The sequence below is a fragment of the Tropicibacter sp. Alg240-R139 genome, assembly GCF_900537075.1.
Classification (GTDB): Bacteria; Pseudomonadota; Alphaproteobacteria; order Rhodobacterales; family Rhodobacteraceae; genus Falsiruegeria.
In genome coordinates this window covers 44,984-58,873 of record NZ_UNRA01000004.1, presented here as the reverse complement: position 1 = coordinate 58,873, position 13,890 = coordinate 44,984, and the positions used below count along the sequence as shown (strand labels likewise).

The window sequence follows — 13,890 nt, the reverse complement described above, 5'->3', positions numbered from 1 at the left end:
GGCTAAGGCAGCACGTCAAACGGCATGGCAAAGACGTATTCACCGTCCGGTGCGCCCTCGTACAGCGCGGTCCAGATTGTGGGATCAAGCAGCCATTTACGATACTGCACCAGCTTCTGGCGCATCCCATCCAGGATGCTGCGGCGGTTCATGGCGCTTTGCTGCCAGCGTTGTTCGGTGGTCAGCATCAGCTGGCTTTCATACGGCAGATCTTCGAGAAATTCGAGCGACCCACCAAGCGTATCCGCATCCGTGCTGATCAGGCGGTCGGGGTTCTTCGCCATCCGTGCCACCACGTCGCGGACTTGGGAAAAGAAGTTTGCCGCATCATCGGGGTTGCGGCTCTGCTCACCCAACTCCAGCAGCTGCGACAGCAGATCGGCCATCGTCGCCATCTCGTTCTTAGTAACCAGCAGTCGCGGCTCGATCGCTAAGCGTGTGGGGTCTTCGACCGCCTTTTCCGACACCCAGCCCCGGATTACGTCCGGCGCCTGCGTGTCTTTGAGTCGCCCCAGATAGGCCAGCTGCATTGCCAGGCCAAGGTTCACCACCTTGCCCGCCTCAGCCGGGTCCAGCACCGGTTGTTCGTCGCGCGCGACACGGATCACATCGGTCAACGCGGTCACAAGACGGGTCACGGTTGCCTGAAACGCCTGCGGCGAGCCGTTGTCGATGCCGTAGTAATAGGTCTCGTCGTTGAAGCGTGATAGCGCCTTGTACTGTTGTGCGGCCCAGGCGTGCTGCCCCTGTCCGCCCGCTGGCGTTTGCAGATGCAGTGTCATCACGGCAATGCCTTTGTCCTGCGCAGCGCGCTGTAGCTCGGCCGGGCCAATATCAGATCGCGCGTTGGGATCGCGCGGGTCCTTGGGACCTGCATCGGTGATCAGGATCACGATGCGCGCATCAAACGGGTCATTGCCAGTGGGCGACCAATCGGTCAGCTCAATCGCGTCCTCTACCCCCGCAAGGCTATCCTCGTTGAAGCCCGGAGAGTTGACCTGTGCCACTTCGGTCGCCGCCCGGATTGTGGCTACCACCTGCGACTGATCACGACGGCGTTCCAGCGGCAAAAGCGTCTTGGTCCGATACCCAAGCCCCGGCGCTGCCTTGTCGTTGTCGCGAAAGCCAACGACACCGAATTGCACCCTCGTTCCTACTTCTGTGCCACGAATGCCCTCAATGATCTGTTCAACGGCCTCTTGCGTGCGTTCGATGTAGGGATCCATGGATTGTGTGGTGTCAAAGACAAAGACAATTCCAGCATCGAAGTTATCGGCAATAGCACCGGCCTGAACCCCGCCCTCTTGCAAGGGGACCGAAGCGACCTGCATCAACAGGTTTTCCTCGTAGTTTAGCGGATGCAGGTCTTGAGCAAACTCCAGGATCGGCATCAGGTAGAGCCGCTCGACGATGTTGACGTATTCTTGCGGTTCCACGGCGACGACACCGCTGTCCTCAGGTAGATTGTCACTTGCGGCTTGTTCCAGCAGCGTTTGCTGCTGATCGCGCAGGGCCTCATGTTCCATCAGGGCGCGCAGCTGATCTTCCGTCTCGAAGAGGATCTGGCGTTCGCGCCCGGCGGCGTTTGTAAAGGCCGCGACAATGTTTTGCTTCCAGACGACCACCTGATCTGATTTCACCCAACCCTGCGGACCTGCCGACAGCGACGGGCCGACGTGCTGCCAATCGCCTTGACGGGCGTAGACATAGAGTGGCTGAAACGCTGGGTATTGACGCAGAACGTCCCCCTCTGGTGCAGAAAACATCAACGCACCAGGGCGGGTCAACACCCGTTGGTAAACGGTCTGCCGCCCCTCGACCAACAACGGGCGGTCGTTGGCCAGAACCGGACCAGCGGTCAGTGGCAACAGGGCTAGGCCCACAAATGTCAAGATCACCCTAACGGCAGAAATCATCGTAAGCCCCCTTTTCCAGCGTCTGCGACGAGCCCTTGAGCCGGTCGCAGGTAGCCGTAACATGTGACTTGGCCTGCGTATCCCCGGCTTCAACCGCGCGGGCATAATATTCGACCGCGCGGGCAGGATCATCTGCAAAACTGAGGCCAATCAGGTTTTCAATACGCGGGTCCAACTGTTCACCGTCATAAAGCGTGCCAAACACCCGCAACGCCAGTGAATCACCCGTTCTGGCCGCATCCTCGATCAGTTCCAGAGCAGTATCCGGGCTGACGTCCGCACCACAGTCGCGAAGTGCATCAAGTTGGGCGGCAAAACCACCGAGCGCGTTAAGAGCCGTCAACCCGCAGCTTTCGTTGTTCGACACCGGAGTCGTGTTGATCGGCAGACTGACGCTCTCTTCGCGGCTCCAGAACCACGCGGCTGCCCCGGCAGCAGCGAGCAGCAGCAAAAGCACCCAAAGCCATAGCTTGCTGCGTTTCTGGGGCGCGGTATCCATCTTTGATTTCGGGGAGACAACCGGTTCCGGTGGTCGTTTCACTTCGGGTTCTGGAGCAGAGGCCAGTTTGGGCTGCGCCGTCTGCAATCCGCCAAGCCCCGCCAGTCCGGCGCGCGGTGGGATGGTATCGGGCCAGTTCACGCTGAACGCGCGCCCGTCCACTTCGATCACTAGGGGCGTGTATTCTTCGAGCTTGTTGACAATGTCCGGCCCGATCCGCACCCAATCCGCCCCGTCATGTCGCAATACGCCATAGGGGCCAAAGTTGGACTTTTGCGGCTGCCAGTTGGGATTACCGACCTCGACCCGCGCCTCTTTGACCGGTGTCAGCCAGCGTTCAGAGTAAGCATCCTGCACCGCAAGCGTGACCACATCCGGCAGACTGCTGCCGGTCAGTTCCAGAAATCCGTAGCCGCCCGTGGGCTCTTGCGGGTCGGGATGCAGCACTAGGCTCATGAACGCGCCTGCCCGGCCAGTTCAGACAGGATACGGCCAAGGCGCAGGTTCTGATCGACGTTGATCTGCCCCCCCAGCCCGTCTTTCGCGTTGTCCACAAACAGCGCCTCGATTGCAAAAACCCAATTGGTCCAGATCTCTTCGGCCATCGCGCGGGGCTGCGCAGGCAGATCGTTCACCGAGTCCGACGGTGTTTGTGGCGCGAAAATCGCCCGAGTTTGCCCATCAGACATCTCAACTTTCGGACGCTTGCCTTCAGGCACCTCGATCATGCCCAAGGTGGCCACGAACCGATTGATCGCTTCGGCCCCCAGGATCGAGGCCGGTTGCGCTTGCTTTTCCACTGTCAGACCAAAATTAACCTCTTCCAACTGCGCAGCGGTCCGCGTGCTCAGCCCTGTGCGGCGGGCGGCGTGGATCAGCTCAGTCACCAGATTACCCGATGTATCCAGCCCAAGGCCGTATGCCTCGCGGCGAGCCACATCATCGCGGAAGGCTTTCATCGCGTCGATCCAGATCTCCAGCGCAGTGTCAGCCTGAAACTGTTCGAGCGTCATGGTGCGCACATCGGTTTCGGTGCCTTCCGGCGCAGAACGGCCGGGCCGTTGTCTGCCGGGGCGTTGACGGGACGGCGCCGGAGCTTCTGCTGCCGCAGAGCTGACAGCGCTCGTGATACGAACCGAGCTGGGAACGCGGGAAATGCGCCCTTCGATTTCCTCCTGATCGACCATCAGCGCCGCCATCAGCGCGCCAAATCGGTGCCGGTTAAGCGCCTGTTCCAAATCGTCGATGACCAGGTTGGCGGCCTCCTGCTTTTCAAGAATCCGCTTTTCCACATCGTCCGACACATGGAACGGCGCCATCGCCCGGCGCAGTTCGCCACGTAATGCTTCTAACTGAGATCGTATCTGGCGCAGTTTGCTGTCGGGTCTACACACCGCCTGCAGCGCCTGCGTCAGATAGCTGACCCCGCCATCATTGAGCGACAGGGCTGCATCCCAAGCCTGTTCCGGGTTGTGGAAATGGCGCTGCACGGACGGTGCTTGCAGGCACCCTGCGCGCAATTCCGCGACGCGACCGGCCTTTTGCGGGCGGATCTGCAGCTCTTGCTTGCCTTCGCCATAGTCGATCAAACCGTCGACGTAGTAGTTCGGGTTGCGCAGCCAATAACAGTTGTCAAAGGGGCGTCCAGGTTGCCACTCGGACACCCACGGATCACTGCCCTTGCCGAACTTTTCCAGCAGCGAGGCCTGCATGCGGCGTTCAAACCGCGTCTCGTCCCCACCCTCGGCAGCACTGTCGCCCAGATGCTTGTCGAATTTGGTCATCACCATGAACAGGACGCACTCTCCCGCCGCGCGTTGTTCGGCTGTCGCCCCATGGGTCGCTGCGATCCAGTTCTGCACCAACCCCGGCAGATCAACCGTTTCCATGTTGCTGTCCGGGATACACAACAGCATCGAGGTGATTTCCTGGTTCTGCACATAGCGGTCAAAGAGATACGCTACCTTGCCACGCAACAGCAGTTCAGGCAGGATCTTGTCCGCCTCTGCAAAAGCCTGGCTCAGGTCCTGCTCAAACCGGTTTCGTGCACCAGGGAAATCCAACAGGTCGGTTTCGGCAAACATCTGCGACGGCAGACCGCGCATGGGCAGCACAAGTTCCGCCGCCAGCCCGCAGACCACGGACCGGGGCAGCGTGACCTTGCGCCCGTCAGTGGTGGTGAGGCTCAGCGGCGCGCCGTCCGAGACACCCGACAGCGTCTTGACGTCAATGATCGAGGTTTCGCGCGGCACCAGCGCGTCGAGGCCCGCAAACGCCTCCTCGGCATGGCCCAGTTGCGCCAAAGCTCCGGCAAGGCGGATGTAGAGGTTGGAAAACGGCTGATGCCCGCCCCAGATCACGGCAAAGAACGCCGCCCGGTCCGGCAGGGACAGGCCCGGTGCGATCACCGCAGCCTCTTCCCACAACGGCTTCAACGCCGCCGAATAAGCTTCGCGCCCAAACGCCGCCTCGATGTATTCGCCGATCTCGTGGACCTCGTCATAGCTCAGGCCCGGTTGCTCGGCCCCAGAGCGGGCCTTGAACGCATCCAGATGCGCCGCGATCTCGGCAGGTTCCGGTACCGGCTCGGACCGGTCGCCGTCCATGAAAAACGAGTTGGCGATGGTGCGGATGATGTCCGCCTCGGACAGCAACGTCAGCTTGACAGGCGCGCCCGCAGGGGTATCCGCTTTTTCCATCGTGAAACGAGTGACCAGGCCAGTGCTCTCGCCTTCGCCTTCGGGGTTGATCTCACGGATGTAGTCCAGCTGGCCATCAGCGACTTGGAAATCTGCCACCAAAGGGCCGGTTTCAGGGCGCGCCAGAACCGAGACCAGAAAACTTTTACCCGCCTGACTGGGGCCAAAAACGCTGACTGACATGCGGGTTTGCGCCGCGCGGCTCAACTTGCGCGCACGACGGGCGGACTTGCGCATCATCTGCACCAGAGAACGCGCCTCGGCCCCCACCAACTCGGCGTTTTCGGGGTCTTCGACCCAGGCCAGCGCCTTGCCCGTCAACTGTGCGATCTCAGCGCAAGACTGTGCCAACTGGTCTTGTTCTTTCTTGCTCATCCCCACCTCACAACCGGAACAACCCGGTGTCGATCCAATATTCATCCTCAAACCCCAGCGTATGCAACCGCAGTTGCACCTCGGCCGGTTTCATCGCGTCGCCTTCGGCGTCCTCGACTTCGGTCACGGAAAACGCCTCGCGCATGGCCTCGCGCCGCAGAACTGATTCCGAGGTCTCGACCTCGGGGTCCTCGTCAAATTCTGTCCGCTCGAATGTCACGCGCAAAGGCGCGCGCGATTGCGCCGATTGTGATGTGAAATCAAGTCGATAGAGCGGCGTTGTCGTCCAGCGTTCCAATGGTAATTGCCGCGCCCCCAGATAGACCGGCGTGTACATGGTGATCTCGGCCTCAAGATCCTGCGCCGATTTGCGACCATCCAGATCGACATTCGAAAACAGGATACGATCCGACATGATCTGCCCCGAGCTGTCCATTTCGCCGATGTAGCGCGCGGTGGATTGCATACGAAACGCCTGTGTCGTGACCTTAAAGTTCGGGATGCGCGCCTCGCTGAGCGCGATCAGCATGCCCCCGACAGCCACAGTCGATTTCGGGTCGCCGATACGTTGTGTGACCGGATCGCGGAACGGATACCAGCGCCCGGTCTTGTAGCTGTGCATCGGGATCAGGCGATGGGGCGGCACCACCATCATCTCAAGCAAGATCGCCCGCACGGCCGGGAGGCGCGACGGGCGCCCAGTGAGCAGCACCACGTCCACGCCCAAATGCGCGATCACTTCGGCCAGATTGCTGAGCACCTTCTGGAACACTTCGCGCGCAATGGCGTCCACGTCTTCACGGCTGAACGATAGAATCACATCGGCCAGCCTGAAACGTTCTGCGCCTAGACCGGTGGCCGCATCTTCCAGATAGGCGGTCAGCGCCTCGGGCACGGCATGATCGGCAAAGGGCAGCACGTCTGCGATGGCAATCGACAGTCCCTCGAATTCATCTGCCGTCTCACAAGCTTCGAGGATCGCTACGGCCACCGGCATCAGCACACGCAGTGCAAACTGCCGCCGTTTCTGGATGCTTTGCTGATCCAGCCCGCCGGTGTCGCCGGTGAACAGTTCGCGGATCTTTTCTTCGGCATAGCGACCGCCTGCATCTTCGATCGCGCGACGCAGGCCGGGCAGGATAACCGTGGCAATCACCCGCTGCAGCAGCTCGTCACCTGCGACCCGGAACCCTTCCCGAAACGTCTGTTGCGGGTGCAGGACGCGCCCGGCCTCGCCCCAATAGGTCGTGACCATTAGGTCCGTCGTTCCCCCGCCAATGTCGATGCAGGCCAGCCGCAGGGACGGCTCGGGCTCGCCCACCAGAGTTTGCAGGCGCGGCGTACCCTTGAGATTCAAGAAACGGTCGATGCGACCATCGAACTTTTGCGTCAGTTCCGAATACAGGTAGACCAGTTGCGTGCAGCTCGCCTCGTCCCAGTCGACGATTAACTCGGGCGGGCGCGAGATGGCGCTTTCGCCTGCATTCAACCCCATCAACGACCAAACCAGATCCAGTGCGCCCTTGGCTTTGGAGCGGATGATCGCCTGTTCTTGCGCCGTGGTCGCCGTGGGCAGGGTCAAGATGATCCGGTCAAGGCGGCGCGGTAACTCGGACTGGGGACGCCGCGCACGAGACGCGGGCGCGTTCACTTGGGCCAGCGCGTGAGCGATGATCTCGGCCAGCATAAAGCCAAAGAGTGAGGCGCGAGAGAACCGAGGACGGATAGCCTGTGATTTATTGGTCTTGCCGCGCGGGCGAAGCTTGGCGCGTTCGTCGGCCTCGATCTGCGTCAGCACATCGCCAGATTCATTCAGGAACCGCATTCCCGCGCGCAGGGATTTGGGCAGGTTGTTTGGGTCGGAGTGGTGATGGAACCGCCAGTCCTGCTGCAACGGGCTGTCATCCCAGAGGTAGCGCTTGGGGCTGCTAAGGCCTGATGCCGTCTCGGTCCCTTCTTCTCCTGCCACCAGGCGCAGCGCCTCTGGGCCGGTGCGCACAAAGCTGGGCCATATGAACGCGTTGCGTCGCCCCGACCTGCTGGCAAAGCGGTCGTTGCCCATGCGAAACTCGGAAAACTCTACCCGGCTGTCGAACAGGCCCGAATACATCCGTTCCGGCTGGCTTAGGTCGCGGATTTCCAGCGGGAAAGACCGTGCCAAATCGAGCCGCGTTTCCCCCGGAAACCGCTCGATCAAGATACCGCAGGTGCGTGAGTTGCCCACGTCCAACACCAGATCTACCTCGACCGGCGTAAGCCTCTCGCGCTGGGACACGGTGTTGGTCAGGCGCAGCCTTGGGACATTGATCGCAGCATCCACAAGACGCAAAAAGGCCAGATACCGCGCCCAATGTTCGAACTTGTGCGCCAGTGTGTCATGGGTGACCCGGCGACCGGGACGCTCTGCACGTTTGTAGGACATGAACAGGTCATCAAGCCAATCAGACACCCATTTTTGCAAATCCAGCAAAGTGCCATCCGCGTCCGTCTCTAGCCGCCGCAGGAACCAATCCATTCGCGTGGGATCTGATACGAATTTGAAATCCCGAGATTTTTCCGCGTCCACACGCTCGGGTGCCAGATATTGCATGTCCTGTTCTGCAATTGCCAACGTGGTGTCCAGCGACAACTGCACACGGTGGGTGTGGCCCGTGTCGCGATCCGGTTCGTCCAGCTCGACAACCCGCATCCGCGCCCAGGCCGACGGGCCAGGGTCAAAACGCTCTTCGCCCCCTGTACCCCGGTCGGATTTGATCCGCAGCACCGGCACTGGCACCCATTTCGACAGGAAAGGTTCCAGCGCGGCCACCGAGCGCACCGAATAGGCGTCATCGTCGGCCCGCTCTTCGCCCATCAGCGCCAGATCGCGATCTTCATCCCCGCTCAGCGGCAGTAGCGCCCATTCCTCTTGCGCGTCATCGCCGCCCACGACCCGTTCAACAAAGCGGGCGCTTTTCAGCTCCAGCGTGTCCAGTTGAAAACCGAAATCCAGGATCTGCACGCCAGAGTAAGGCACCAGAGTGATCTCATCCCGCCAATCCACCAGCCGGGCCAGATGTTCAGAGCTTTGCATACATTTCCCTTAATTCGCTGATGAGAATGGGTTTAACCGAGTGTAGAGCGCCTGTGCCCGTCCTGCCAAGCGCTTCAGCGTCTCGTCAGGTGATGGCGACAAACCGCCCTTTTGCTCGGGCTTGGATTCTGGTTTGGTTTCGGGCTTAGCGTTCGGCGCAGGCGTCACGGGCAATACGGGAATTTCAGCATGACACGCCCGGTCCGTCAGAGCAATTTCATGCTCAAGCCGCGCAATCCGTTCCTGCGCCACATGCTGCTCTGAATAGGCGGCCGACAGCGCCGATGCTTCGGGCTGACAATGATCCGGCCCCCATGGCGAAAGGGCACAAGGTGCAAGCGTCAGCCACAAGATCAGGGCAAGGAATGCGCCCAACAGCAGCCATCCCAACACGATCAACCACCACCAGAGCAGACGGAACCGCCCAGGCGCGTCATCCCCTTGCGAGTTCAAAGGCACAGCTCGGGGCACCATCGCCGTCAGAATGCCGCGTACGCCATGCTGTTCGTCGCGCAGCCAGGCCCAATGCACCAGAACCGGTTGCAACCCTCCCTCGCCTTCAACAACATGAATCATGCTTTCGGCGGGAACTTCGACGGCGTTGGCCCAGGCCTCTCCCAGCCGTTGATCGTCGGGTTGCTCACTGTTTCGAAGAACTTCGGCCTGGGTCGCGATCTCGCCGACGAGCCGCCCAAGCGTTGCTTTTACCACCTGTTGTTCGGGTGGCGGTAGATCGGTCAACCGCTGAGCGTGCCCCAAAACATGCGCATACCAGTCAATTTGGTCGCCATGATCGGTCACCACCGGTTCGGCAAAAAGCGCGGCATGCTGTGCACCCAAACGCTGCCGGATCGTGTTCGCCACCAGCTCGTACGACCGCTGCGCGGCCGACCCCAAGGGCTGCAACCCTTGGGTCGATGTGGTGACAAGAAGCGCGCCGGTCATGTCTGGATCACTCCTTGGCCGGTTCGCTTGGGGCGGCAGCCGCTGTGAATGGGCGCACCACAGGTTGGCACGGTGAATCGACCAGCTGCGGGGCGGCCGATGTGCCGTCAAGGAAGGACAAGAGATCGCCCACCGACAATGCGTAGCCGCGGTTCTGAAGCGGCCCTTTGCGTACAAAACTGTTAACACCCACAACGCGTCCGCACATGTCCACCAGCGGCCCGCCCGAATTGCCACTGCTCAGCGCGGCAGAATGCATCAGCAGGTTGGTTTTCGGGCCAATCTTCTGCTCGGTGTTGACGATGCCATCAGTGACCGTCAACCCAGGGATCGCTTCGGCGTCACCCGCCTGAAGAGCCGCGAAATCGCCATCAATTTCAAGCACATCGCCCGGATACCCGGCAGCGATCACATTGTTGAGCTTTAACGGCCCTGCCCCTTGGAACAGGGTAAAGGCGGGCGCGGACAGGCCTGGCACTTCAAGCAGGGCAAAATCCTGGCCTGTGTCCGACAATGGCCCTGCTGCCTTGGCCACGGTTGCGTCCAGGGGGGTGCCCACGGCCTGCCCTGCAACGGCCAATTGGCCAGGTGCCGCGCCTTCGATTACATGCTGGTTCGTCACAACCAGTCCTGGTGCGACCACAAACCCCGACCCTGCAGTCAACCCTTTGGCGGTGCCCACGAGCACCAGAACGGTGCGTGCTTCTATCATCCTCAGCAGCGATTGCGGTGTCTCTGGGTTGGCCGGATCCTCGACAAGAACGCGGTCGGTGGTGTTCGGCAACAGGGCATCAGGCGCGGCCTCGGCGGTTTGCGGAAAAGCCTCGCCCAGTTTGGGCGGCAAAAGCCCCTCGGGCGTTTGGCCGTTCGGCAGGATCAGCACGCCATCCGCGCGACACACCGCGCCATCCAGGGCGGCCTGAAGTGTATCTCCGCGCGTGCGCAACTCGTCATTCAGCGCATGCTGGGCCTCCAGCGTGGCTTGTTCTGTAATCAACGGCTCTTGCTTGGGAAAGAGCCGCGTGCCCGGCTGAAGCAACCAAAAGAGCACCACAGAAGACAACAACAAAAGGGCAAGCAGGGGTACCCAGGCAAGCCTCGAGATCCTACGGGCTGGAGCGGGCGCAGTGGGTGAATCCGTGGGCTGCGGTGTAAAAGCTGACACCGGGGCCGCTGTCGCTGTTTCGACCTGAGGCCGAACGGGCGCCAGCAGGTAGCGGCCCAAAGTGGCATCAAAATGCGCCATGCGGGTCGAGACGTTCGAACCTTTCCCCCCCGGCAACAAACCCCAGTTCACGATCACCGGACGGCCATCGACCACCATCACATCATCGGCGCCATAGGTGGACAACGCGCCCCAGACCAGATCGGCATGGGCGGGCTCTTCGGCCAGGGACCGCAACGGGCGCAGGTGGTCGGACAGATACGCCGTGATCTGCGACTGTTCGGCTGGCGACACGCGCGACAGCGGAACCGGCTCGGATTTGGCATCCGCATACCACGACACGCTTGGGGCCGCTGTGTCATTGCCCCGGCTGAGCAAAGGCTCGGCAAAGAGCCCAGCAACCTCAGGGCCTGCGCGGTCCGTGAGCAGCGCGCGCAGCTCGTCAAACCGTGCCAACACCGGACGGTCACCGGATGTCACCAGATCATCGACCGTGAGCTTGGTCTTGGACAGGAACTGATCGGCCATGGTGTTACCTCCTTGCCCGGCGCAGCGTGGCATTGCTGCGCCCGTTGGTTTCCGGTTGGTACGTGCTGCAATTTGCATTGCCACGATTGTCCAGCCGACAGGTGATGTCGCGGCGGAAGATCGACGAATTGTTGTCGCATTGCAGATTGCCAGGCTCGCGCATGGTCAGCCGCCCGTTGCCGGGCATTCGCCCTGTCAGACTACCCTGACACCGCACGCCATTGGTCGAGCGCATAATCTCGGTCCCGTTGCCGTTCTTATCGAAGCAAATCCGCCAATAGCGAAAGCGTGTGATCGCGCCGGTGTTGATTTCTCGCACCGCATAGTCAGACGACAACTGCCAGCAGCCCTCCATGACCGAAATGTCATTGTCGTTAAAGGCATCCGGTGCCAGCCCGCTTGGCGTCTGAGGTTTCGGAGGCGGAGGGGGCGGCGGCGGAGGTGGGGGCGGTGGCGGTTCCGCCTTGCACTGCAACAGGGCCAGCCTACGCTCCAACCCCAAAATTTCCGCAGACAGATCCGCCGTGTGTTGATCCGCAACTACCAGCGCCCGTCGCGTGGTCAGAACCTCATCTGGGGTGCAAAAGCTGATCACGCGATCACTGAACGGCACACGCAGGCCGCAAGATTGCAGCAACAGATAGGCCGAAGCCCCGGTCACCCCGATCAGAAGAACCGCCATGACGGCAACAAGAAATCGCATTTACATTCCGACATGGTTCCGACACGGCGCACTCATACACCTCAGGTCGGACCGTCAGCCCCAACTTGCACTTACGCCAAGCTTAGGCGTTGCAGGCCGAAACCTGCAAGTGACTTGTTTCTCAAGTGTTTTCGGGGCGCGGGAATTTGCCTGCACCGCATTCCGCCCCAAGACAGGGGATTGCTGCAAGACCCTCAATCCTGAACCGCGACTCAAACCGCACCTTGGGCATCCAGACCAGATCAAAACCAGTCGTCCAAGGTTTTGACACCGCCCCGCCAAGAGACGACACGATTAGAACGCACTCGGGTTTATGTCTGGTCTTCCGTCTCACCTTCGGCCAAGGCAGAAGTCCCCATCAGATCAGACATCGACGGATCATAGAAATGATGACAGGCCCGCCCTGCCCGTTTCGCCGAATAGAGCGCAATATCTGCGGCATGTAGCAATGCAGCCGGATCAGGGGTCTCGAATTGCGACGATTGCACTGTTCCGATACTCGCCGAAATTTGGCAAACATCGGATTGGAATGCAATTGGCTCTTCGAGCCGGTCGATCAGACGGCACGCGATGCTATCCAGTCGAACATTTCCTTGTAGGCCATTGAATATAAGAACAAACTCGTCCCCACCGACACGCGCAACTGTATCGTCCCCCCGGGTTTCTTCGACCATGACCCGCGCTACCTGTTGCAGTACGTGATCCCCCGCCGCGTGACCAAGGGTATCATTGACAGCCTTGAAGAAATCCAGATCCAGATGCATTAACGCAAAACACGCGGAGGACGCCGTCAGTCGCTCCAGAATGTGATCCATCGCGCGGCGGTTCTTGAGACCGGTCAACGTATCGGTAAAGGCCTGCTCTTCAGCAGCAATCATCGCACCCTGTAACCGCAGATTCAACGTGCGCGAAGCCTCCATCGCGGCTGATTTCGCCTCCACCAGATAGAGCAGCTCGATCGCTAAATCCGTGCCCGAAAAATCGGCACTGGTCAGCGCATAGTCCCGCACTGCATCCAGGATCGAAATACCAAAGGACAGGTTGACCACTGCTCCCATGTTGTTCGGCAGGGGCACGATCACACCTTTTAGCGCCGTACGCGGTTCGTCCCGGAATTGCAGATGCAACTTGGCCCCGGAAACGGATAGCAGGCCCGGCATGGTCGAAATCGACCGAGGGCGCATCAACTCGAACAATTCCAAAAACCGTTGACCTGCCATTGGCTGGTCAGGTCGCAACTTTTGCAAGGTGGGCCCTACCTGTTGCACGTGCCCGCTGTGATCAAGCAGAACAAACATCGGACACAGCCGCTCTAACAAGGCGGCAAGATCATCACGGGAAATCATCTGGCTGTCGCCCCCAAATCAAAGCTGCGCCCTTCTGCAAATGAGGTCTCGATCAGTGTTATCGAAATCACATTGCCTTCTCCCTTTGGCCCGTTGTGTTCGAGCATGGCCAAGGCCCCGTAGTCGTCCGCCATGGCCCGCAAAACCCCGATCATAACACTTTCAAACCCAGGCAAACCCGGGTGACAGGTCAGGGTGAATTCGTTTTGGGCGTGTTCATCCAATTCAAGCGGCGGCAAGGACAGATCAGACACCGCTAGACGCGCCCGATCTGGCAGATCGTCCAACGAATGCAGAAATTCGACGTAGTTTACCCCGCCGAACCGCAGCAGACGCCGCAGGGCTTCTGTATTCGGGTTCGACACCAGATAGGTGCCCAGATCCTCAAGCACCTCCGGCAAGGGGCGCCCAAGTTCTTCGCTCATGGCATCCAGCACCTGTGCCGTCATGGCATCGTCATACATCAGCATGGCTTCGAATTCGACAAAACCAAGGTTGGCCGCCTCGGTCATGCGAATCCAGCGCGACTGCCCGTAGGTGTTACAGACAAAAGATTGTATTGCCCTGTTGATCAGCCCATGCATGCAAGGGTCCCCAAGTTCATTGCAGGGTCAGTTTCACTCGGGAAAACTTAAGAAAGC

General features: G+C 60.4%; 9 protein-coding genes. All 9 read right to left on the bottom strand.

The window, feature by feature from the left end:
• Positions 1 to 2 precede the first annotated feature (2 nt).
• Positions 3 to 1,916, bottom strand: a complete 1,914-nt coding sequence (locus G6R15_RS15980) for a vWA domain-containing protein (protein WP_164660984.1) — start codon at positions 1,914 to 1,916, stop codon at positions 3 to 5.
• On the bottom strand, positions 1,900 to 2,871 hold the full coding sequence (locus G6R15_RS15975) for a hypothetical protein (protein ID WP_164660983.1): 972 nt from the start codon (positions 2,869 to 2,871) through the stop codon (positions 1,900 to 1,902). The genes G6R15_RS15980 and G6R15_RS15975 overlap by 17 nt, the downstream gene beginning before the upstream one ends.
• A complete protein-coding gene (locus G6R15_RS15970) occupies positions 2,868 to 5,489 on the bottom strand; it encodes a virulence factor SrfC family protein (RefSeq protein WP_164660982.1) in 2,622 nt (873 codons plus the stop codon). Before G6R15_RS15970 ends, G6R15_RS15975 begins: the two co-directional genes overlap by 4 nt.
• Positions 5,490 to 5,496: 7 nt before the next feature.
• Positions 5,497 to 8,562: a virulence factor SrfB gene (locus G6R15_RS15965; protein WP_164660981.1), complete on the bottom strand. Its 3,066-nt coding sequence runs from the start codon at positions 8,560 to 8,562 to the stop codon at positions 5,497 to 5,499.
• Between the two features lie 9 nt (positions 8,563 to 8,571).
• Positions 8,572 to 9,507, bottom strand: coding sequence for a hypothetical protein (locus G6R15_RS15960; protein ID WP_164660980.1), 936 nt, complete (start codon positions 9,505 to 9,507; stop codon positions 8,572 to 8,574).
• 7 nt (positions 9,508 to 9,514) lie between these two features.
• Positions 9,515 to 11,200, bottom strand: coding sequence for a trypsin-like peptidase domain-containing protein (locus G6R15_RS15955; protein ID WP_164660979.1), 1,686 nt, complete (start codon positions 11,198 to 11,200; stop codon positions 9,515 to 9,517).
• A 4-nt stretch (positions 11,201 to 11,204) separates the two neighbouring features.
• The gene (locus tag G6R15_RS15950) at positions 11,205 to 11,903 is read right to left on the bottom strand and encodes a hypothetical protein (protein ID WP_164660978.1); all 699 of its coding nucleotides are present in this window, start codon (positions 11,901 to 11,903) and stop codon (positions 11,205 to 11,207) included.
• Between the two features lie 311 nt (positions 11,904 to 12,214).
• On the bottom strand, positions 12,215 to 13,249 hold the full coding sequence (locus G6R15_RS15945; protein WP_164660977.1) for a GGDEF domain-containing protein: 1,035 nt from the start codon (positions 13,247 to 13,249) through the stop codon (positions 12,215 to 12,217).
• Positions 13,246 to 13,833 (bottom strand): heme NO-binding domain-containing protein, encoded by a 588-nt coding sequence (locus G6R15_RS15940; protein ID WP_164660976.1) that lies wholly within the window; start codon positions 13,831 to 13,833, stop codon positions 13,246 to 13,248. Before G6R15_RS15940 ends, G6R15_RS15945 begins: the two co-directional genes overlap by 4 nt.
• Positions 13,834 to 13,890: the final 57 nt, after the last annotated feature.